The 21210-nt window shown below is 71.2% G+C and carries 21 protein-coding genes and 1 riboswitch; of the genes, 9 read left to right on the top strand and 12 right to left on the bottom strand.

The features are described from left to right. Nucleotides 1–24 precede the first annotated feature (24 nt). Together aztC and aztD are read left to right on the top strand one after the other, a co-directional pair. A complete protein-coding gene (gene aztC, locus ACWIFB_RS03315) occupies nt 25–912 on the top strand; it encodes a zinc ABC transporter substrate-binding protein AztC (RefSeq protein ID WP_454057305.1) in 888 nt (295 codons plus the stop codon). Between the two features lie 14 nt (nt 913–926). Continuing rightward, the gene (aztD, locus tag ACWIFB_RS03310) at nt 927–2147 is read left to right on the top strand and encodes a zinc metallochaperone AztD (RefSeq protein ID WP_452098165.1); all 1221 of its coding nucleotides are present in this window, start codon (nt 927–929) and stop codon (nt 2145–2147) included. 30 nt (nt 2148–2177) lie between these two features. On the opposite strand, the gene ACWIFB_RS03305 is transcribed toward aztD, so the two are convergent. The 3 genes from ACWIFB_RS03305 to ACWIFB_RS03295 all read right to left on the bottom strand — a co-directional run bounded on the left by ACWIFB_RS03305 (nt 2178) and on the right by ACWIFB_RS03295 (nt 3837). After that, nucleotides 2178–2825 (bottom strand): dihydrofolate reductase family protein, encoded by a 648-nt coding sequence (locus tag ACWIFB_RS03305; RefSeq protein WP_452098164.1) that lies wholly within the window; start codon nt 2823–2825, stop codon nt 2178–2180. 81 nt (nt 2826–2906) lie between these two features. Beyond that, nucleotides 2907–3554, bottom strand: a complete 648-nt coding sequence (locus ACWIFB_RS03300) for a YdhK family protein (RefSeq protein WP_454057304.1) — start codon at nt 3552–3554, stop codon at nt 2907–2909. Between the two features lie 130 nt (nt 3555–3684). Beyond that, nucleotides 3685–3837: a hypothetical protein gene (locus tag ACWIFB_RS03295; protein WP_344997087.1), complete on the bottom strand. Its 153-nt coding sequence runs from the start codon at nt 3835–3837 to the stop codon at nt 3685–3687. A gap of 99 nt (nt 3838–3936) precedes the next feature. On the opposite strand from ACWIFB_RS03295, the gene ACWIFB_RS03290 reads away from it, so the two are divergent. Then, nucleotides 3937–4518: a TetR/AcrR family transcriptional regulator gene (locus ACWIFB_RS03290; protein ID WP_454057303.1), complete on the top strand. Its 582-nt coding sequence runs from the start codon at nt 3937–3939 to the stop codon at nt 4516–4518. Next, entirely contained in the window at nt 4515–4649 is a 135-nt protein-coding gene (locus ACWIFB_RS03285; RefSeq protein WP_454057302.1) for a hypothetical protein, read from the top strand. The genes ACWIFB_RS03290 and ACWIFB_RS03285 overlap by 4 nt, the downstream gene beginning before the upstream one ends. A gap of 41 nt (nt 4650–4690) precedes the next feature. On the opposite strand, the gene ACWIFB_RS03280 is transcribed toward ACWIFB_RS03285, so the two are convergent. Further along, nucleotides 4691–5041, bottom strand: a complete 351-nt coding sequence (locus ACWIFB_RS03280) for an ectoine synthase (RefSeq protein ID WP_454057301.1) — start codon at nt 5039–5041, stop codon at nt 4691–4693. Beyond that, the gene (locus tag ACWIFB_RS03275; RefSeq protein WP_454057300.1) at nt 5038–5868 is read right to left on the bottom strand and encodes an alpha/beta hydrolase fold domain-containing protein; all 831 of its coding nucleotides are present in this window, start codon (nt 5866–5868) and stop codon (nt 5038–5040) included. The genes ACWIFB_RS03280 and ACWIFB_RS03275 overlap by 4 nt, the downstream gene beginning before the upstream one ends. Before the next feature lie 307 nt (nt 5869–6175). Here ACWIFB_RS03275 and ACWIFB_RS03270 point away from each other — a divergent pair, with 307 nt between their 5' ends. Then, nucleotides 6176–7774 carry a cobyric acid synthase gene (locus ACWIFB_RS03270; RefSeq protein WP_454057299.1) on the top strand — a complete coding sequence of 533 codons (1599 nt, stop codon included), beginning with the start codon at nt 6176–6178 and terminating at the stop codon, nt 7772–7774. Next, complete coding sequence (locus tag ACWIFB_RS03265) at nt 7771–8586, top strand: cobalt-precorrin-6A reductase (protein WP_454057298.1); 816 nt, start codon at nt 7771–7773, stop codon at nt 8584–8586. The genes ACWIFB_RS03270 and ACWIFB_RS03265 overlap by 4 nt, the downstream gene beginning before the upstream one ends. Here ACWIFB_RS03265 and ACWIFB_RS03260 read toward each other — a convergent pair whose 3' ends face one another. The 6 genes from ACWIFB_RS03260 to ACWIFB_RS03235 form a co-directional block, all read right to left on the bottom strand. Next, nucleotides 8587–8958: a RidA family protein gene (locus ACWIFB_RS03260; protein ID WP_454057297.1), complete on the bottom strand. Its 372-nt coding sequence runs from the start codon at nt 8956–8958 to the stop codon at nt 8587–8589. A gap of 45 nt (nt 8959–9003) precedes the next feature. Further along, on the bottom strand, nt 9004–9774 hold the full coding sequence (locus ACWIFB_RS03255) for an SDR family NAD(P)-dependent oxidoreductase (protein ID WP_454057296.1): 771 nt from the start codon (nt 9772–9774) through the stop codon (nt 9004–9006). A 97-nt stretch (nt 9775–9871) separates the two neighbouring features. Then, nucleotides 9872–11425 (bottom strand): FAD-binding protein, encoded by a 1554-nt coding sequence (locus ACWIFB_RS03250; protein ID WP_454057295.1) that lies wholly within the window; start codon nt 11423–11425, stop codon nt 9872–9874. A gap of 191 nt (nt 11426–11616) precedes the next feature. Further along, nucleotides 11617–13134 carry a cobyrinate a,c-diamide synthase gene (locus ACWIFB_RS03245; protein ID WP_454057294.1) on the bottom strand — a complete coding sequence of 506 codons (1518 nt, stop codon included), beginning with the start codon at nt 13132–13134 and terminating at the stop codon, nt 11617–11619. Nucleotides 13135–13197: 63 nt separating this feature from the next. Continuing rightward, entirely contained in the window at nt 13198–13812 is a 615-nt protein-coding gene (cobO, locus tag ACWIFB_RS03240) for a cob(I)yrinic acid a,c-diamide adenosyltransferase (protein WP_454057293.1), read from the bottom strand. Then, the gene (locus tag ACWIFB_RS03235) at nt 13812–16019 is read right to left on the bottom strand and encodes a VWA domain-containing protein (protein WP_454057292.1); all 2208 of its coding nucleotides are present in this window, start codon (nt 16017–16019) and stop codon (nt 13812–13814) included. Before ACWIFB_RS03235 ends, cobO begins: the two co-directional genes overlap by 1 nt. 23 nt (nt 16020–16042) lie before the next feature. Beyond that, nucleotides 16043–16229: riboswitch (cobalamin riboswitch) on the bottom strand. A 74-nt stretch (nt 16230–16303) separates the two neighbouring features. Between ACWIFB_RS03235 and cbiE the strand changes: the two genes are divergently transcribed. The 3 genes from cbiE (at nt 16304) to ACWIFB_RS03220 (ending at nt 18682) form a co-directional block, all read left to right on the top strand. Then, complete coding sequence (gene cbiE, locus ACWIFB_RS03230; RefSeq protein WP_454057291.1) at nt 16304–17590, top strand: precorrin-6y C5,15-methyltransferase (decarboxylating) subunit CbiE; 1287 nt, start codon at nt 16304–16306, stop codon at nt 17588–17590. After that, nucleotides 17587–18354, top strand: coding sequence for a cobalt-precorrin-4/precorrin-4 C(11)-methyltransferase (locus tag ACWIFB_RS03225; protein ID WP_454057290.1), 768 nt, complete (start codon nt 17587–17589; stop codon nt 18352–18354). Before cbiE ends, ACWIFB_RS03225 begins: the two co-directional genes overlap by 4 nt. Before the next feature lie 187 nt (nt 18355–18541). Continuing rightward, nucleotides 18542–18682, top strand: coding sequence for a hypothetical protein (locus tag ACWIFB_RS03220; RefSeq protein WP_454057289.1), 141 nt, complete (start codon nt 18542–18544; stop codon nt 18680–18682). Nucleotides 18683–19154: 472 nt separating this feature from the next. Here ACWIFB_RS03220 and ACWIFB_RS03215 read toward each other — a convergent pair whose 3' ends face one another. Continuing rightward, the gene (locus ACWIFB_RS03215; protein WP_454057288.1) at nt 19155–21128 is read right to left on the bottom strand and encodes an ABC1 kinase family protein; all 1974 of its coding nucleotides are present in this window, start codon (nt 21126–21128) and stop codon (nt 19155–19157) included. Nucleotides 21129–21210: the final 82 nt, after the last annotated feature.

Raw genomic sequence — 21210 nt, 5'->3', positions numbered from 1 at the left:
CGGGGGCCGGTAGCCGCGGCCCTCGTGGCCGTGCTGACCCTGTCCGGGTGTACGGGCGCCGATGCGTCATCGGACCGGCCCGTGGTCGTCGTCACCACCAACATCCTCGGCGACGTGGTGGAGAACCTGGCCGGTGAGAGCGCCGACGTGACGACGCTGATGAAGCCCAACGCCGATCCGCACTCCTTCGAGATCTCCGTCCAGGAAGCGAGTCTCCTGGACCGCGCGGGCCTCGTGGTTTCCAACGGACTGGGCCTGGAGGAAGGCCTGCAACAGCACCTGGACCGCGTGGCCGACGCGGGTGTGGAGACGTTCACGGCGGGGGAGCAGATCGAGGTCATCTCCTATTCGCAGGAGGAGGCCGGCGGCGCCCCGGATCCACATTTCTGGACCGATCCGCGCCGGGTCGTCGACGTCGTGGACGCGCTGGAGACCGAGTTGCTCGAGGTCGAGGGGATCGACCGCGCGTCTGTGGAGGCGGGCGCGGAGCGATACCGCGCGGAACTCGCCGAGCTCGACGAGGAGATGACGACCGCGTTCGCCGGTATCCCCGACGACGCGCGCGCCCTCGTCACCAACCACCACGTGTTCGGCTACCTGGCCGAGCGCTTCGACTTCCGCGTCATCGGCGCGGCCATCCCCGGGGGCACCACCCTGGCGTCCCCGAGCGCCGCCGATCTCGATGACCTCGCCTCGGCGATCACCGAGGCCGACGTTCCCGCGATCTTCGCCGAATCGTCCCAGCCCGACCGGCTGGTGCAGGTGCTGGCGAGCGAGGCCGGGATCGACGTCGAGGTGATCGAACTGTTCACCGAGTCGCTCACCGAACCGGGCCGGGGCGCGGACACCTACCTGACGATGATGCGCGCCAACACCACGCGCATCGCCGACGGGCTTTCGAATCACCCATAGGAGAGGAACACCGAATGACAACACGGATCACACGCGGCGCCGGAGCGCTCGCGATGCTCGCGACGGCGTCGCTGCTGGCGACGGCGTGCGGGGGCGGCAGCGGCGCCGGGGACAGCGCGGAATCCCAGGACTCGGCGACCACGAGCGCCACCGCGGCGGCTGACGCCGGCGCCACGGAGAACCGCCTCGCGGTGGCCTACGAGAACGGGATCGCGGTCCTCGACGGCGACACCCTCGAGGTGGTCGAGGAGTTCGAGTCCGAGGAGTTCACCCGACTCAACGCGGTCGGTGACGGCCGGAACGTTCTGGTGACCATGTCGGACGGCTTCCAGGTCCTCGACACCGCCGAACCCGCCCTGACCGACCTGGTATTCGAGGCTGAGACCCCCGCGCACGTCGTGCGACACGACGGAAAAACGGTTCTCTACGACGACGGCACCAGCGACACCACCATCTTCGCCACCAGCGCGCTGCTCGACGGTGGCGGACAGCTCCCGGAGACCGAGACGGTCCCCGGTGACCGGGCCCACCACGGGGTGTCCATCGTGCTGTCGGACGGCACCTTCCTCACCACGATCGGCGACGACGCCGGCCGCTCGGGAGTGCGCGCCATGGACGCCGACGGCACCGAGGTGAGTCGCAGCGAGGAGTGCCCCGGCGTCCACGGCGAGGGCACCGCCGCCGACGAGACCGTGGTCTTCGGCTGCGAGGACGGCGCGCTGCTGTTCCACGACGGCGAGTTCGAGAAGCTCACCGCCGCCGACGACTACGGGCGGATGGGCAACGCGTACGTCTCCGAGACCAGCCCGCTCATCGTCGGCGACTACAAGGACGACCCGGACGCCGAGGGCGTGCTCCTCGATCAGGTCGCGCTCATCGATCCCGAGGCCGGCACCCACGAGGTCGTGGATCTGCCGGAAGGCGTCGAGTACACGTGGCGGGGCGTCGCCCGCGGGCCCGGCGACCTGGCGTACATCCTCGCCACGGACGGGTCCATCCACGTGATGGATCCCGCCACCGGCGAGATCTCCGAGAGTCACGAGGTGATCGAGTCGTGGGACGGGCCGGCGGAGTGGCAGAACCCGCACCCGGCCATGACCGTCCGCGGGGACATCGCCTACGTGACCGAGCCTGCGACGCGCTCCGTGCACGCCGTCGATCTCCGGACCGGTGAGGTCGTCGCCTCCGGCCAGATCCCCGGCGAACCGAACGAGATCGCTGTGGCTCTGGGGTAATCGAGCCCGGCAGTGGGAACCGGCGGGCCGCTACGACTCCCGCGCCCGCCGGTTCCACAGCTGATGCGTGCGTCCACCCGGGGTCGAGAAGACCTCCACGTCGAACCGGTCCGTCAGCGCAGCGCCGTGGGGGAACGCGCGCTGGCCCTCGCCCAGGACCACCGGCACCACCACGACGTGCATGAAGTCCACGAGGTCGGCCTCGAGAAACTGGCGGCAGACCGTCGGACCTCCCCCGATGCGCACGTCGGTGCCCGGCGCGAGCTCGCGGGCGCGCTGCAGGGCCTCGGCGGGGTCGGCGTCGAGGAAGTGGAAGACGGTGCCGTTGGCGAACTCGATCGGCTCCCGCGCGTGATGGGTGAGCACGATGACGGGCGTGCGGAACGGCGGTTCATCGCCCCACCAGCCGCGCCACCCGTCGTCGGCCCACGGCCCGGACTGTGGCCCGAATTTGCGCCTCCCCATGATCTCCACGCCGATGCCCTGCCCCCACAGGCTGGTCAGGGCGCGGTCGAGGGTGATCGGCGCATCCACGCCGTCGATCCCGTGGATCACCCGGCCGTCGAAGCCCGCGAAGAGCGCCGCGGCGTCGCCGATGGGGTGGTCGGTGGTGACGTAGGTGCCGGCGGCGAAGCCGTCCAGCGAAACGAACATGTTGTGGATCCGGACTCTGGACATATCGTCCCCTGCCGTGCGGGCTGCGGTGTGTCCGGAAGAGTAGGACTGTCGGCCGCCGGGCACAAGGCCCCCGCGTCGCGGTCAGCCCGCCGGTCGGATCTCGCTCTCGGTGACCCACTTGTGGTTGGTCATGGTCATGTTCTCGGAGTGGACGTCGACCATGTAGACGGTCTCCTGGGTCGAGCTGTCGATGGTCGCCGTCGCCCCGTCCATGCCGGGCATGTGGGCGGCGCGCAGGACGACCTCGGTGCCGTCGGGCAGCGGTGCCGGGCCCGGGTTCTCCAGTTCCTCGTGGACGACCCACTTGTGGTCGACGACAGGCTCACCGCCGTCGGTCGGGGTGTAGCTGACCGAGTAGGTGGTGGTGTCGAACGCGCCGGAGACGGTGGCGGCGGCGCCGTCCATCCCGGGCATGTGGTCGGCGGACAGGATGACGTCCGTCCCGACCGGGAAGGCGGGATCGCCGGCCTCCGCGATCCCCTCGGGCGCCGGCCCGCCGTCCGCGGGATGCTGATGGGCGTCGTGCTCGGTGCCGTCGGAGGGCGCGGCGTCGGTGCCGTGCCCGGTGTCGGCGGGGCCGTCGGCGTCGGTGCCGTGCCCGGTATGGTCCGACGACGACGAGGTCCCCGTCGCGGTGGCCTCGCCCGTCTCCGCGGTGTCACTCCCGCAGGCGCTCAGTGCCAGTGCGGAGGCCAGTGCGACTGCTGCGAGGGCGGTCTGACGATTCATGGTGTGTGTCCTCTCGTCGGGTTCGCTGACCGCGAGGGTATACCCGCAGGGGGTATCCGTGCCACGACGGAGGGTGTGCGAACGCCCCCGGAGCCGACGCCCGTCGCAGGTGCCCGCTCCGGTGCGGCGGTTACGCGAGAATCTGAGTGCCGGGGGTCGGCGCCGCCATGGTGTACTGCCGGGCCCTCTCGGAGATGGGCGCCCCGTGACGGAGCGCGCTGGCGGTGTCGAGTGAATACCAGAGCTGGCGGACGAGGTCGATGGCCGGCCGGATGGGTGCCATGAGGGGTTCCCTCCCTACGAGGTGAATGTGGGTGCAGCTATACAGATCTGTATAGCTAACTTCAGATTAGCTATACAGGGTTGTAAATTCAAGGGCGTTATGGCTACTGAATTCCCCGACCTGTCCGACCTGACCCCGGGGGCGCAACGCATCCTCGACGAGGCGTCGACCCTGTTCTACGAGCAGGGCATCCATGCGGTCGGTGTCGACATGATCGCCGCCGAATCCGGGGTGACAAAGCCGGTCCTGTACACCAACTTCGGCTCGAAGGACGGCCTCGTCGTGGCGTATCTACTGAATCGGCACAGGTGGTGGTGGCACCTGCTCGAGGAGGAGGTCGAGCGCGCGGAGAGTCCCCGGGTTCTGGCCTTCTTCGACGTCTACGCGGCCGATCCCGGGAACAGCCGACGCGGCGACGCGTTCCTCAATGCCGCCGCCGAACTGCCGGACGATCATCCCGCCCACGAGGTCATCCGCTACCACAAGCAGGCGATCTACGACCGGCTCGTCGAACTCGTCCGCGAGGACACGCCGCCCGAGGACGATCACCGGATGCTGGCCAGGCACCTCTTCCTCCTCCTGGAAGGGGCCTTCGCGCACCGTCGGATCTACGGCACGTCGCTACTGACCGATGGCCGCGAGATGGCCGCGCGTCTGATGTCGAAGGCCGCGGCGACGTGACGCCGGTGATGGTCGAGATGATCGTGCCGACGGTACTCGCGCTGGTGGTCTGGGTGGTCACGTTATGGCGGATCGCAGCGGAGCCGCGGCGCTCGGGCCACGGACTGCCGCTGTACGGCGGCCTGGGATGACCGGCGACGAGTGACCGGCTACGCGTGACAGGCCGCTCGTGTCAGTCGCTGCCCGGCGGCGTCGCGGGGTTGAACACGCAGTACATGCGGAGCTGGTCGTGCGCGACGATCGTGTGCCGCTCGTGGCCGTCGAGCAGGTACATGGTGCCCGGGGCCAGCGGGTGCGTCGTGCCGTCCTCGCGGTTGATCAGATCGCCGTGCCCCTCGATCAGCCAGACGGCCTCGATGTAGTCGGGGTAGTGCAGCGGCGTCTCGGTGCCGGCCTGCACCGTGGTCTCGTGGAACGAGAAACCCACGTTGTCGTCCGACAGGATGATCCGCTTGGACGTCCACGTGTCACCGCTGACCTGACGATCGGTCCCGGTGATCTCGTCGGTGGTGCGCACGATCACTGCTTTACCTCCATCTGGTCGAGGAACTCGTACAGCTGTCGGCGGGCGCGGCGGCCCTCCGGGATGGGCTGCATGGTCCAGTTGTGGAACATGCCGGGGTACTCGTGGAAGTCCACGCGCACGCCGCATTTCCGCGCGGCGTCGCGGACCCGGCGGGCGTCGGGATTGAGGATGTCGCGGGTCCCCGTGAACACGATCATCGGAGGGAAGTCGGTGTAGTCCGCGTAGACGGGACTGATTTCCGGGGCGTTGGGGTCGTCGCCGTCGGCGTACCACTCGCCGGCCTGCCGCAGCCCGTCGATGTCCAGCTCCGGGTCCGCAGCGTCGATCTCCTCGGAGCGCGGGTCGGAGACCTCCATGTCCAGCCACGGCGAGAGCAGCGCGAGCGCGGTGGGCAGCCCGTCGCCACGCTCCCGCAGGGTCTCGGTGAGGTACACGGTGAGCGCGCCCCCGGCGGAGTCGCCGAACACGAATCGGTGGCCCGGGTGATCGGACAGGTAGTGCTCGTAGACGGACATCGCGCAGTCGCGGATCTTCTCGTGCCCGACCGACGGGGCGAGCGGGTAGATCGGGAACACCACCTCGGCGCCGGTACTCAGCACGACGTCGCGGACGAAATCCCAGTGGTGGTTGTCGGGCTCGGAGACGAACGCCCCGCCGTGAAGGTGGAGGATCCGGGTGCCGGAGCGCTGTGCGGCGTGCTCGGGGGTGAACACGTGGACACCGACCCCCGCGACCTGGTCGGTGCGCACGTTCAGGCCCTTGCAGGACGACGCGCGGGGCACTGTCTTGCGGGGGTCCTGCGCCTGGGGCAGTGAATGTCGCATGTATGAGGGATCCGCGTAGAACCGTTTGCTTCGGCGCGCACGCAGCGACGCCATCACCATTCGAGCTCGTAGGGAGACCATGGCCGCCGACCGTACGTGGCCGCCCGTCGATCGACTACCGATCGCGGGTGCCCGTGCGCGCTCACGGAATCCCCCTGCAGCGTCATGATGGCCAGGGCCCTTGAGGTGCGCACCCTCTTTGCAGCATTCCGGGTGCGTAGATCGGCTGAAAATGTGCATTCTGGGCGCGTAGGTCAGACCGCCTCCGGCGCGCACGCGAGGGGCGTCGGCGGGCCGACTAGGATCGATGCCCGTGGCCGCCTCTCTGCTCATCGCCGGTACGACCTCCGATGCGGGCAAGACCGTCGTGGTGACCGCACTGTGCCGAGCGTTCGCTCGCCGCGGCCTCAAGGTGGCGCCGTTCAAGGCGCAGAACATGTCCAACAACTCGATGGTCGTCAGCAATCCGGGCAGCCCCGGAGGCCCGGGCGCCCCGGGCACGCCAGCCGGCTCGGACGGCTCCTCGGCCACTGGCGAGATCGGGCGCGCCCAGTGGATCCAGGCCGTCGCGGCGGGGGCCGCCCCAGAACCCGCGATGAACCCGGTGCTCCTCAAACCCGGCGGCGACCGGCGCAGCCACGTGGTGGTGATGGGGCAGCCGGCCGGATCGGTGTCCTCGCGCGACTTCGTCGACGGTCGCGCGCATCTGGCCGAGGCCGCTTTCGCCGCCTACGACGACCTCGCCTCCCGCCACGACCTCGTGATCTGCGAGGGCGCCGGCAGCCCCGCCGAGATCAACCTGCGCGCGAGCGACTACGTCAACATGGGTCTCGCCCGACACGGCGACATGCCTGTCGTGGTGGTGGGTGACATCGACCGCGGAGGGGTGTTCGCCGCCCTCTACGGCACCGTCGCGCTGCTCGAGGCCGCCGACCAGCGACTGCTCGCGGGCTTCGTGCTCAACAAGTTCCGCGGCGATGCCTCCCTGCTCACCCCGGGGCTGCGGGAGCTCGAGGCGCTGTCCGGCCGGCCGACGCTCGGGGTGCTCCCCTGGCATCCCGACCTCTGGCTCGACTCGGAGGACGCGCTCGCCGTGCCCGCCCCGAGCAGTGTCGGATCCGCCGGCCCCGTGCCCGCCGCCCTGCGTGTCGCGGTGATCCGGTTGCCGCGGATCAGCAACTTCACCGACGTCGACGCACTCGGCCTCGAACCGGATGTCGAGCTGCGATTCGTCACGGAGCCCCGCGACCTCGCGGGGGCCGACCTCGTCGTCGTCCCCGGGACCCGCGCCACCCTCGACGACCTGGACTGGCTCCGCGCGCGGGGCCTCGACCGCGCGATCTCTACGCATGTCGAGCGCGGCGGTGCGGTCCTCGGCATCTGTGGCGGGTGCCAGATGCTCGGCCGCGAGATCGCCGACACGGACGGCACCGAGGGGCGCCCCGGCGCGCGCGTCGACGGCCTCGGACTGCTCGGCCTGACCACCCGTTTCGCCGCAGAGAAGGCGCTACGCCTGCCGGCCGGGCGGGAGTTCGGCGAGGACGTGACCGGGTACGAGATCCACCACGGGAGAATCACGCGGGGCGACGACGACGACGAGTTCATCGGCGGAGCCCGGCGGGGTCGGGTGTTCGGCACCATGTGGCACGGCACGCTGGAATCGGACGGCTTCCGCAGCGCGTTCCTGGCCGAGGTGGCCCGCGGCAGCGGCGCTGGGGCCGCGGGAGCCGGGCGGGCCGTGGGCGTGCGCGAGGCGTCGGGGGTGAGCTTCGGCCGGGCCCGCGAGGCGCGGCTGGATCTGCTCGCCGACCTCGCCGAGGAGCATCTCGACCTCGACGCTCTGCTCGAACTCGCCCGGGCCGGGGCGCCCGCGATGCCGCTGCTCGAACCGGGGGCGAGCCGATGAGCGGGCCCTCCGCGACCGCCGGACCCGGCGCGGCCGGTGATGCCGCTGCGCGTGGTGGCGTGCTCATCCTCGGCGGGACGGGGGAGGCGCGTTCGCTCGCTGCGCTACTCGTCGACCGTGGGATTCCGGTGGTGTCGTCGCTGGCCGGGCGGGTCTCGAAGCCGCGGCTGCCGGTGGGCGAGGTGCGTGTCGGGGGCTTCGGCGGGGTCGACGGGCTCGCGGCGTTCCTGCGGGAGACGGGCGTGCGCGCGGTCGTCGACGCCACCCATCCGTTCGCGCGGATCATCTCCGGGAACGCCGCCGCCGCGTGCGCCGCTACCGGGGTCCCGTTGCTGCGACTGGAGCGTCCGGGCTGGTCGCAGGCGCCAGGAGCGGAGAGCTGGCACTGGGTCGACAGCCACGATTCCGCCGCCGACGCCGCCGCCCGCCTGGGCAGGCGCCCCCTATTGACGGTGGGCCGGCAGTCGCTGGATCGTTTCATCGGGCCGCTGGCCGACGTGCCGGCGGTCGTGCGCGTGGTGGATCCGCCGGATCATCAGCTGCCCGAGCAGTGGCTCGTGCTGCGCGCGCGGGGCCCGTACACCGAGGACGGCGAGCGAGCCCTGATCCACCGGTATGGCATCGATGTGCTGGTCACCAAGGATTCCGGCGGGGCGCTGACGTGGCCGAAGATGGCGGTCGCGACGGCCGCCGGCATCCCGGTGGTCGTGGTCCGCAGGCCCGGCCCGCCGCCCGGGGTGCGGGTCGCCGCGACCGCAGCCGATGCCGCCCGGGGTGTGTTGGACGCGTACCCCGGGGCGGTATCGGGTTAGCTAGCGCGCGGCCAGGGCGATCGCCTTGATCTCCACCAGGGTGCCCGGCATGCCGAGCTTCTCCACCCCGACCGCGGTCCAGGTCGGGCGTGCGGCGCCCTGGAACGCGGCCTTGGCGGCCATGAACTCGTCGATGTGCTCGGGGTAGCTGGTGTGGTAGCTCATCAGGTCCACGAGGTCGTCGGGCGTGCACCCCGCTTCGCCCAGCACCCTCGACAGTGCCTCGAACGCCAGGCGGTACTGCTCGGCCGGATCGGAGGGCGGGTTTCCGGCCTCGTCCAGACCGACCTGGCCGGAGAAGTAGACGAGACCGCCTGCTTCCTTGAAGTCGGAGTATTTGAACTGCTCGGCCCAGTCGCCGTGTGATGCCATGGTGATTCCTTTGTCGGTTGGGTGTTCGGGTCTCAGGTGCTCAGTTCACGACCAGCGGGCCTGCCCGCCGTCGAGGGGGATGGTTGCCCCGGTCAGGTAGGAGGCCTCGTCCGAGCAGAGCCACGCCACGGGCGCGCCGATGTCGGTGACCGGGTCGCCGATCCGCCGGGAGGGGATGGAGTTGAGGAAGCTCTCGGCCTTCTCGGGGTTGTTCTCCATCCACCAGTCCAGCCCCGGTGAGTGTGCGTGAGGGGCGACGGACAGTGCCCGGATGCCCTCGCGAGCCCACTCATGAGAAGCGGTGCGGGTGATCGACCGCTGAGCCTCCTTGATGGCTGCGTAGATGCCGTACCCGACCGAGTCCCACCGCACGGCGGTGGAGCTGGCGAGGTTGATGATCACTCCGCCTCCGCGCTCGGCCATGCTGGGCTTGGCGGCCTTCATCAGGGACAACCCCGCGCGGGGGCCGGACTCGAACGCCTCGCGGAACGCGGCCTCGTCCGACTCGTCGAGGGGGGCGGGCACGGCGGAATTGGCGTTGTTGATGAGGATGTCGACACCGCCGAAATGCTCGCGCACGGTAGCAATGATGTGCTCGGCCGCGCCGTCTCCGGCGATATCCACCGTCAGTGTGGCGACCTCGACCCCCAGTTCTCGGACCTCTTCGGCGACAGAGTCGAGTTTGCTCTGCGTGCGGCCCACCAGTAGCACGTGCGCTCCGCTGGCGGCGAGGGCGAGCGCGATCCCGCGCCCGACCCCCTGCCCTCCGCCCGTGACCACGGCGACCTTCCCAGCGAGTCGGGTGGTGGTTTCCATCTGTTTTCTCCTTGTTGGACTAGTAAGTGGTCGACATGGTGACGGCGGGCGCCCGTCGTGCGCGAGCCCCCGCGGTTGTGGTCTGGAGACCGGGGTGTCAGCCCGCCATGTGCTTGGCGGCGAGGTGGCTGAACAGCACGGACGTGCCGATCGGGTTGCCGCCGCCCGGGTAGACGGTCCCGCTGGGAGCGGCCATGGTGTTTCCCGCCGCATAAAGGCCCGCGATGGGGGCGCCGTCGTGATCGAGGACGCGTCCGTGGACATCGGTACGCACACCGCCCTTGGTCCCCAGGTCGGAGAACCCGAAGGCCGCGGCGTGGAAGGGGCCCTTCTCGATCCGCGTGAACGGGACCGCGCCGTCGGTGAAGAGCCGGTCGTAGGCCTCATCGCCCCGTCCGAAGTCGGCGTCGCGTCCGGAGTCCACCTGCTCGTTGAACCGGCGCACGGTGGCGACCAGAGCCTCGCCCGGTACCGCGATCTTCGTTGCGAGTTCCTCGAGTGTGTCCGCGCTGTGCCACAGACCGGCCGCCACGAACTCGGCTGTGTCGGCCATCGTGACGTTGGGCGCGAGGATCGGCGGCCGGCCCTCGCCGGCGTCGTCGTAGATCATCCAGTACCGTTCGCCCAGGTCGCCGGAGTCCACGAGGTCGAGCATGGTGCGGGCCAGCGAGTCGTACGGCGCGGATTCGTTGACGAACCGCTCGCCGTTCTGGTTGACGAAGATCCCGCCAACGAAGCCCAGTGCGAACGCGGACCGTCCGTCGGGGTGCGTGAGGCCCGGTGACCACCACGCCTGGTCCATGAGGTCAGTGTCCGCGCCGGCGGCGAGGGCGGCCCGGAGGGCGGAGCCGTCGTTGGTGGGCGGCCCCATCGTGTCCTCGGCCCGCCCGGGGACCCCGTAGTGTTCGCGCAGATTCTGGTCGGCCTCGAACCCGCCGGCCGCCAAGAGCACGCCGCGCTCGGCGCGGATGCGGGTCGGGGTGCCATCGCGATCGACCATTGCACCGATCACTCGTCCCGAATCGTCGGTGAGGAGCTGCGTCATCGTCGTGCTGAGGTGCAGGGAGGCGTTCTCGTATGCGCTGATCGCCGTGAGGAACCTGGCGATCAGGGCGCGTCCGCCGATGAAGAGGTCCTCCGGTTTCGGTGTGCCCAGCCGATCGTTGTCCAGCGGGCCACGGACCAGCTCGCGCAGTTCCGGCGCCTGGCTCACCGGCAGCGGTGTAGGGATGATGTGGCGCTTGCCGTCCAGCCGGGCCTTTGGCGCACTACCGAAGTAGTCAATCCACGGGTAGGCCTCGAACGACAGGTGGGCATCCTGCTCCAGGTACGCGATCAGCGGTGATCCACCCCGGATGTAGGTCTCCTGCAGTTCCAGCGGAGTCCGGTCGCCCACCACGGCATGGTAGTACTCGAACGCGTCCTCGACGGTGTCGTCCACCCCTTCCCGCTGGTAGACCGGATTGGCGGGATACCACATGCCGCCACCGGCCGAGTAGGCCGTGGTCCCACCGAATTGCTCGCTGGCCTCGACCAGTGTGACGGTGAGCCCTTCGCGGGCCGCGGTGTAGGCGCCGCACAGGCCGCCGCCGCCCGAGCCCACCACCAATACATCCACGGCTTCGTCGTAGCCGGATGCGGAATCTGTCATCGGGTGTCTCCCTTGTTCAAGCGGATAGCGAGCCTCGAATCTTCATGGTGATCCGAGTCACATCACGACCGACTGTAGGGCGGCATGCGGGGCAACAGTCCGGAAGTCCCGGTGAGTGGAATCCGCGAGACGGCGGACTCAGACGGGGCGCCGGTTCACGGCGCGGTGGGGCATCACCCGGGTCCGGATGCTCAGAGTCGAGCCGGCCGACGCGTATCGGCGAACGCCCGGACCCGAGCGACGAATCGCGCCGCCAGAGCCGGGTGCCCAGCCCAGTGGGTATGCAGGTAGGAGGCGTGTACCGATCCGGTGACAAACCCCTCGGCTCCGGCGCTGCTGACCCAGGCGGGTGCTGTTCCGGAGTCGTCGGCGCCCCCGGCCGCGGGGCTGACCGCGGTGCGATGGAACTCGTGGCCCGTGACCGCGGTGCCCGCGGCGGCCAGCACGCTGTCGGCGGGCGCGGTCGACCGGCGGTACGCCAGCGTGAGCCGGGGAGCCATCGCGGCATCTGCGGGAACGGCCCCGACCATGGGCGAGCCGTCGACGGTGCGACAGAGATACAGCAGCCCGGCGCACTCGGCGACGGTCGGCGTGCCGGCCGCGATCGCCGCGCCCAGCGAGGACAACATCGGCCCGTTCGCACTGAGCTCGGAGGCGTGCACCTCCGGGAACCCGCCCCCCAGGTAGATCCCTGCGGTCCCCTCGGGCAGCGCCTCGTCGGTCAGCGGATCGAACGCCGCAACCGAGCAGCCGGCCGCCTCCAGTAGTTCGACCGTCTCGGCGTAGCGGAAGGTGAAGGCCCGGCCGCCGGCCACGGCGATGCGAGGGCGGGCCGTGTCGTCGTCGTTGTCGTCGACTCCGGCGCCTCCGACCCCCATCCGCACGTCGGCCCCACCGCCACCGACCCCCGCCAGCGCCTCGGCCGCGTCCCACGGCCCTCCCACCAGCGGCGGGGCGCTCCGCGCGATGCGCATGACGATGTCCAGGTCGAGCGATGTCGCCACCCGCTCGGCCAGGTGATCCAGCGACCGCGCGGCCTCGGGGCGCTCGGCGGCGGGCACGAGGCCGAGGTGGCGGGAGGGGGCGGTGACGTTGTCGTCGCGGTGCAGGACGCCCAGCACCGGGATGCCCAGGGGCGCCAGCGCGCGGCGGACCTCGTCGGAGTGCCGCTCGGAGCCGGCTTTGTTGAGCACGACCCCCGCGATCCGGATACCCGGCTCATATGTCGCCATGCCCAGCACCACGGCCGCGATACTGCGAGAGGCGTGCGAGATGTCGACCACGAGGATCACCGGGCTGCCGGTCAGCGCGGCGACATGCGCGGTGGAGGCGAACCCGTCGCCGCCGATGTGGCCGTCGTAGAGGCCCATCACACCCTCGATCACCGCGACGTCGGCCGGGCCCGCGCCCGCGGGAGCCCCGGAGCTCGCACCGACGCCGGCCGCGGGCCCGCCAGCCTCCGCCGACGCCCCGTGGCGGAGCAGCGGCACGATCCGGTCCTCGCCGACGAGGTGCGGGTCGAGATTGCGGCCGGGCCGCCCCGTGGCGAGGGCGTGGTAGCCGGGGTCGATGTAGTCGGGGCCCACCTTGTGGCCCGAGACCCGCAGGCCAGCGCGGCGCAGCGCGAGCATCAGCCCCGTGGCGACGGTGGTCTTGCCGTGGCCCGACGCGGGCGCCGCCACGACGAATCGGGGCAGGTCAGCGCTCACCGCGCGTCACCGTGCGCGTCGGGGCCGCGGTGGCCGCTGTCGCGGTGGCCGCGCCGGCCCGGCTCACCACTCAATGCCCCGCTGCCCCTTCTGCCCCGCATCCATCGGGTGCTTGACCTTGCCCATCTCGGTCACCAGATCGGCCACCTCGAGCACGCGCGGGTCGGCGTCGCGGCCGGTGATCACCACGTGCTGGCGTCCGGGCCGGGCCGCGAGGGTCTCGGCCACGTCCGCCGCATCCACCCATCCCCACTTGATGGGATAGGTGAACTCGTCGAGCAGGTACAGGTCGTGCTGCTCGGCGGCAAGGCGGCGCTTGATCTCGGCCCAGCCCTCGGCGGCGTCGGCGGCGTGGTCCTCCTCGGTGCCGTCCTTGCGCGACCACGACCAGCCCGACCCCATCTTGTGCCACTCGACGGGCCCGCCCTCGCCGGTCTCGGTGTGCAACTGCCCGAGCCGTTCCATGACGCTCTGCTCGCCGATCTTCCACTTGGCGGATTTCACGAACTGGAACACGCCGATGTCCCAGCCCTGGTTCCAGGCGCGCATCGCCAGGCCGAACGCGGCGGTCGACTTCCCCTTGCCGGGCCCGGTGTGGACCATGACGAGTGGCCGGTTGCGCCGCTGGCGGGTGCTGAGCCCGTCGTCGGGCACGGTCGTGGGCTGTCCCTTGGGCATCAGGCCACCTCGTTTCGGGGAGAGCGTGAGTGGGTGCGGGCGCGGACGGTGTCGGTGAGCCCCTCGGCGGTGACCTCGCCCAGGGGCACGTGCTCGGCGCCCAATTGTGCGGCGAGTTCGGCGGCCAGCCCCATGCGGAATCGGCCGGTCTCGCAGTCCACCACAACGGATGTAGTGCCCAGCGACGCCAGCCCGGCCGCCGCGGCGCGGGACCGTGCGAGGGCGTCCGGGCCGTGGGTGGCGCGGCCATCGGTGACGACGACGACGAGCGGCCGCCGCCGCGGATCGCGAACCCTCTCGATCCGCAGCACCTCGGCGGTGGCGAGCAGACCCTCCGCCAGCGGAGTGCGGCCGCCCGCGGGCAGCTCCGCCAGGCGCGTCGCGGCGATGTCGACCGAGGAGGTGGGCGGCAGGGCGACCTGCGCGCCGGACCCGCGGAAGGTCACCAGACCCACGGTGTCGCGGCGGCGGTAGGCGTCCAGTAGCAGCGAGAGGATGGCGGTCTTGACCTGCTCCATCCGGCTGCGGGCGGCCATGGACCCGGAGGCGTCCACGCAGAAGAGTACGAGGTTGGATTCGCGGCCCTCGCGCACGGCCGAGCGCAGGTCCTCGGGGGCCAGCAGCAGCCGGCCGCCGTGCAGGCCACCGGGGCGGCCGCGGCCCGCCTGCCACCTGGCGGCGGCGCGGATGGTGGCGGGAAGATGCAGGTCCGAGCCGGTGAAGTGGCCCGATCCGATCCGTCGTCCCGAGCTGGTGAGCGCGCGCGATCGGCGGCCGGCCGCGCCGTGGCCGGTGCCCGCGACGGACAGCAGCCGGGTGCGGTACGGGCCCGCGGCGGAGGCCACGGTGCCGGGCGGGACGCCGCCGGGAGCCCCGGCCGGGGCGTCACCCCGGTCGGCCTCCTCGACGGTGTCGGGGTCCTGCTCCGCGTCGGGGCGCTGTGGGGCTGCGGCGTTGGTGCGGGTGTCTGACTCCTCGGTGCCGCGGTCGGCGTCGAGTTCTGTGTCCGGGTGGGTGTCTGTGCCGCGGTCGGCGCGGGTGTCGTCGGTGGCACTCGGCGCGGCTGCATCGGCTGTGTCCGCATCCCTGGGGGCGTCCGCCTCGGGGGCCCCGTCGGTGCCCGGCTGCCCGTCCGGGGTCTCGGCGCGATCCGTGGACTCGGTGTCCGGATCCCCGTCGGGCTCGGGGTCGGGCTCGTCGTCGTCGCCCAACAACCTCTCCAACAGGTCCTCGTCGAGGCCCGGCGCATCGAAGGGGGCGCGCCGACGGCGGTGGGGTAGCGCCATGCGCGCGGCGACGCGGATGTCCTCGCGCGTGATCCGCGCCCGGCCCTGCCAGGCGGCGTGCGCGGCGGCGGTGCGGGCGGTGACGATGTCGGCGCGCATGCCGTCCACGTCGAACCCGGCGCAGACCCGCGCGATGGTGGCCAGTGCCCACGGCGACATCGGCACGCGGTCGACCAGCTCGCGCGCGGCGACGATCCGCTCGGCCAGCGCGGCCTCGTCGGCGGCGAAGCTCGAGGCGAACCCGGTCGGGTCGGATTCGAACGCGATGCGACGGCGCACCACCTCGGCCCGGAGTTCGGGGTCGCGCGGGGCGGCCACCTCCACGGTGAGGCCGAATCGGTCCAGCAGCTGGGGCCGGAGCTCGCCCTCCTCGGGGTTCATGGTGCCGATCAGCACGAAGCGCGCGGCGTGGTCCACCGAGACGCCGTCGCGCTCGACGGTCACGCGGCCCATCGCGGCGGCGTCCAGGAGAAGGTCCACCACGTGGTCGTGCAGGAGGTTGACCTCGTCCACGTACAGCAGGCCGCGGTGGGCCCGCGCGAGCAGGCCGGGCTCGAAGACGGTGACGCCGTCACTGAGCGCGCTCTCCAGATGGAGAGAGCCGGTGATGCGGTCCTCGGACACGCCGATCGGCAGCTCGACCAGGCGGACGGCACGCTGCTCGACAGGGGCGTCGGCGGGGATCCGGCCGTCGGGGGTCTCGGTGCCGCGGTCGGTGGGCGCGGAGGAGAAGCGATCGCCGGCCACCACGTCGATGGGCGGTAGGACGCCGGTGAGCGCGCGCACCATCGTGGACTTGGCGGTGCCCTTCTCGCCGCGGATGAGGACACCACCCACCGACGGCGACACCGCGGTGAGGATGAGGGCGAGCGCCATGTCATCGGATCCGACGACGGCGCTGAAAGGGTAGTGCTGTGGCATGGGGGCTCCCGCTCTCGTCTGCCAGTGGCGGTCAGCGCGAGGCCGGTCTCCGGACTTCCCGGCTCATCTCGGAACGTGCGCACTGTGCGCGATCGTCTGAGAGGCCGGGTCACCGTAGCGGGCCCTGTGCCGGATTCTCACCGGCTTCCCTGATTCTCCCCTCCGCACCGCCTGGGCGGGTCGTGGGGCACCTCGTGCTGTGGGGTTGTTCAGTTGACTGCATGCCAGGCTACCCACCATCTCCGGCACCGTGGCTCCCGGCCTCGGCTGTAGTCTTCCGGCTCATGAACGCACAGGTGGTCGTGGTGGGCATCGGCGGCGACGGCTGGGACGGTCTCGACGAGGCCCGCCGTCGCGCCGTCCGTGACGCCGATGTGCTGCTCGGCGGGGAGCGTCATCTCGCGATGATCCCGGGGGAGGTGGCGGCCATACGGGAGCCCTGGCCGCGGCCGCTTCTGCCTGGTCTGCCCACGCTCCTCGAGCGCCACCGCGACCGCCGGATAGTGGCTCTGGCCTCGGGCGACCCGCTGGTCGCGGGCATCGGGGCAACACTCATCAACGCACTCGGTCGCGACGCGGTGACGGTGCTCCCCGCCGTCTCGTCGGTGGCACTGGCGCGTGCGCGGATGGGCTGGTCGGCCGAGTCAGTGGCGGTGCTCCGGGACCATCGCACGATCGCCCGCGAACTGTCCCCCGGGCGTCGGGTCCTGATCCTCTCGGCGGACCGCCACACACCCGCCGAGGTCGCCGCGATGCTCACCGCCGCCGGCTTCGGCGCGAGTGAAATGACCGTGCTGGCCGACCTGGGCGCCCCCGCGGAGGCGAGCGAGCGCAGTCGAGCGAGCGAGTGGTCGCCGGGCGACGAGGCCCCGGCCCTGCACGTGCTGGCCGTGGAGTGCGGGGTCGGAACGGGGCAGGACGGGCGCCCCGACAACGACGACGACAACGCCGGCCCCACGGCCCCACACCCGGCGCGATGCCTGGGCATGGTGCCCGGGCTTCCCGACGACGCCTTCGAATCCGACGGCCAGCTCACGCGCCGCGACCTGCGGGCGTCGGCTCTGTCCCGGCTGGCCCCGGGGTACGGGGAGTTGCTCTGGGACGTGGGAGCCGGTGCCGGCTCGGTGGGGATCGAGTGGATGCGGGCCCACCCGAGCTGCCGGACGATCGCGGTCGAGGCGAACCACGCCCGCGCCGAGCGGATCGGTCGCAACGCAGCCCGCCTCGGGGTGCCGGCGCTCGAGGTCGTCCGGGGACGTGCGCCCGAGGCTCTGGAGGGGTGCCCCCGTCCGGACGCCGTCTTCATCGGCGGCGGTGGCACTGCTCCGGGACTGGTCGACCTGTGCTGGGATGCGCTCCGGCCGGGCGGTCGGCTGGTCGCACACGCGGTCACCGTCGAGACCGAGCGCGTGCTGCTCGACGCCCGCGCCGAACTCGGCGGCGAACTGACCAGGTTCCACGTGGAACACGCGGACGCGATCGGGGGATTCACCGGCTGGACGCCCGCGCGCGCGGTGGTGCAGTGGGCCGCCTTCAAAGCGCTGGAGACATCTGTAGAGGAGATCTCGTGACCGTTCATTTCGTGGGTGCCGGCCCCGGCGCCGCTGACCTGCTCACACTGCGCGCGGCGGCCGCGCTTCGGGCGGCCGACGTCTGCCTCTACGCCGGCACCTACCTCGACGAGGGCGTGCTCGATCACTGCCGGCCCGATGCCCGCCTGGTCGATACCCAGCACCTGGACCTGGACGGGATCATCGCCGAGATCGCCGCCGCTCACGCCCAGGGGTTGGACGTGGTGCGGCTGTGCTCGGGCGATCCGTCGCTGTACTCGGCGCTGGCCGAGCAGACGCGCCGCCTCGACACCGCCGGGGTGCCGTGGGACGTGGTCCCGGGCGTGCCCGCGTACGCGGCGGCCGCCGCCGAGCTGGGCGTGGAGCTCACCGTGCCGGAGGTGGTGCAGTCGGTGGTGCTGACCCGCGTTCAGGCCCGCTCCACAGCGATGCCGCCCGCGGAGGCGCTGGAGCACTTCGCCGCCACCGGAGCGACGTTGGTGCTGCACCTGGCCATCACGCGGATCCGCGAGCTCGCCGAGCGGTTGGTGCCGACGCACGGCGCAGACTGCCCGGTTGCGGTGGTCGCCAACGCCAGTCGCCCGCACCGCGTGGAACTGCGGGGCACGCTCGCCGACATCGCGGACTCCGTCGAGGCGGCGGGACTACGACAGGCCGCGGTCATTCTGGTCGGCCGCGCGCTGGACCGGCCCGGCTCGGCCGAGTCGTGGCTCTATGCCTCCGACCCGGAGCGGGAGTCGAAGCGGCGGCGAGCCGCTGGGTAGGAGCCGGGGCCCGAACCGCCGTCGCGGAACATCCGGAAACCGTGAAACGGCTCTCCGGTGATGGTAGCGAGCTCTGTATCTGCGCGCCGCCACGGCAGCGAAGACGCGGGGATCCGGGCAGTACTGGAGCACCGATATTTCGATACCGGTAGGCCCGCGGGCAGATCCGAGCCCAGAGCTGAAACGAATGATCGGCGACCCTGACGGCGGGCCACTGATCGAGGTGGTCGCCGACCAGGTCCACGCCGGAGAACTGCATGTCTCCCACGCCATGTCGCTGACGTCGGCAGTGGCCCGCGAAGTGCTCGGGGTGACCGCGGGCCACTAGATGTGACTGGCCAGGTCGACCGCCGACTGCGATCTCCGCAGGAGGAATCGTGAGCACGACGAACGAGCGCGGAGTATTGTGCGCAGCTCGCGGATGCGAGCGAGGGCGGCGACTACGAGGTGCTGGACGACGCCGCCCAGGTCCGTCAGGACTATCGCCCCGGTCGGCCGTGCAAGAGGGAGGGCGCCGAGCACACCCGTCCACTCGCAGTGCGGCTCACCGACGCAGGCCGCCGCCGCCGGGTGGCAGACTCCGCTGAGCGGACCGGGCAGCCCATGAGCGCCGTCGTTCGAGTGGCCATCGACGAATACCTCGGTAGGCGCCCAGCCGCCTGATCCTGCTACTGACTTGGCGCCGGATCGTGCCGTGGATCAGTGGCTGTCGGTCTCCAGTATCTAAGGCGAGCGTCGACTCGGCGTCTCGAACGATCTGATCGCACCGATGACCTGCCGGCCGGTCGGCACCAACCGCGCTACCCGGCGGACGTTCGCGTGTTCTCTCGGAACCCGCGCTGCAGCGTCATGATCACCAGGCGGCTGCCGATCACGTAGGCGATGAGCAGGAGGGCCATCCCGATGTAGGTGGTCATCAGCAGGTCGTCCGACCACCGCGGCCCCTCCTCGGACAGCACCAGGGCGATACCGCTGAACGCCGCCACGACAGTGAGCACGGACAGGGAGATGACCTGCGCGAAGTGGTTGGCCACCGCCCTGCTCGCCGGGTCGGCGAGCGGAGAGAAGCTCAGCCCCAGGTTGTCGCGGTCGAGGCGTCCCAGGATCGACGACAGTTGGGCGGGCGCTCGCTCGGCGATCGGCGCCACCAGCGCCGCCTGCTCGATGCCCGTGCGCACGGAGTGGCCGGGCGAGAGGCTCTCCCGGAACACCGACGAGGCGATCGACCGGGTGGTGGCGATGACGTCCATATCCGGGGCCAGAAGGGACAGCGTGCCCTCCAGTGCGCCCAGGCAACGGAAGGCCGCGGCGATGGATGACGGGACCTTGAACCCGGCGGAGACGACCGCCCGCAGCAGGTCGTTGAACAGGACGTCGGCCGGCATGCCCTCGATGCGCATGATGAGGTCGCCGATGAGCCACTGCGTGGTCACGAGGTCCAGGTCCGCGGGCGGGATGAGGATGTGGCAGAGGGCGGTGGTCGCGGCGGCGCCGTCTTGGCGGTCGATGGCGATGAGCAGCGATCTCAGTCCCAGACGGGCCTGGCGGTCCAGGCGGCCGACCGAGCCGAAGTCGAGAAGGGCGAACGACCCGTCCGGGGTGAGCAGGATGTTCCCACCGTGCAGGTCGGCGTGGAAGACGCCGTCGACCAGGATCTGCCGCAGGACCACCTCGAGGATCGTGCGGGTGAGGTCCTCGCGCTCCGTGGCGGACAGCGCGTCGATCTGGTCCGCGGCGCGGGACAGGGGGATGCCGTCGATGCGGTCCATCGTGAGGATGCGCCTGGTGGAGAACCGCCGGTGCGCACCGGGGATGACCACACCATCGGTTCCCTCCAGGGCCGCGAGGTTACGCAGCTCCGTCCGGTAGTCCAGCTCCTCGGACAGGGAGGCCCCGAATCCTTCCGCCAGGTCGACCGCGCCGAGTTGGCGAGCCCACGCGGCCCGCTTCTCCAACAGCCGGGCCAGCCGCGTGATGATGTCGAGATCGGCGCGCACGGTCGCGTCGGCCGACGGGCGCTGGATCTTGACCACCACGTCCTCACCGGTCGTCAGCGTGGCCTTGTGTACCTGTCCGAGGGAGGCCGCGGCCAGCGGTTCGGGCTCGAACTCCGAGAACACCTCCTCGGGCGGACCCCCCAGCTCGGCGATGAGGGATTGTCGGACGGTCTCCCACGGATCCGGCGGGACCTGGCTGTGCAGCTGCGCCAACTCGCTCATGTACGCAGGCGGCAGGAGATCGGGGCGGGTCGAGAGCATCTGACCCAGCTTGACGAACGTCACCCCGCCCTCGGTGAGCGCCGTACGCAGCGCGACAGCGGTGCCGGGTCGGTTCAGGCGGTCCACGGCTGAACGGGACCGACCGAGGTAGCCGATGAGTCCCTGGCGGGCGGCGATGGCGAAGATCTGCTGGAACCGGCGGGCGCGCCGGAACCAGCCGGGCATCCCGCGCACGAACTCGATCGGACCCGGCAGGCTCCCCGTGGGCACGAGGATCTCGGTCACGACCAGGATGCTGATCTCGAACGCGATGACCCAGGCGACGAAGAGCACCGAGATGGCGACCGTGCTCCAGATGTGTTCCGAGGCGGACGGGTCGTCGATACCCGTGTGTTCGAGTGTGGTGAGCAGAAGGGGGTTGGCGACGAGGGCGACGATGAACGAGAACACGAAGATCCGCGGCCACCCCACGGGCCCGCCCATCAGCCGCCGGACGGTCCAGGCGACCAGGACCGTGTTGATGACGACGGAGATGACGATGAACAAGGTCTGCACGCCTTCACTGTAGGGTCGCCGCCCCTGCTGGGAGGGGCGCTGCGGCAGATGCGCCCGGGCGGGCCCGCCGGCACTACCGTGG

It is taken from the genome of Dietzia sp. NPDC055340, from assembly GCF_053645335.1.
The sequence above is the reverse complement of the archived record's forward strand: the minus strand, read 5'-3'. Positions and strand labels throughout refer to the sequence as shown.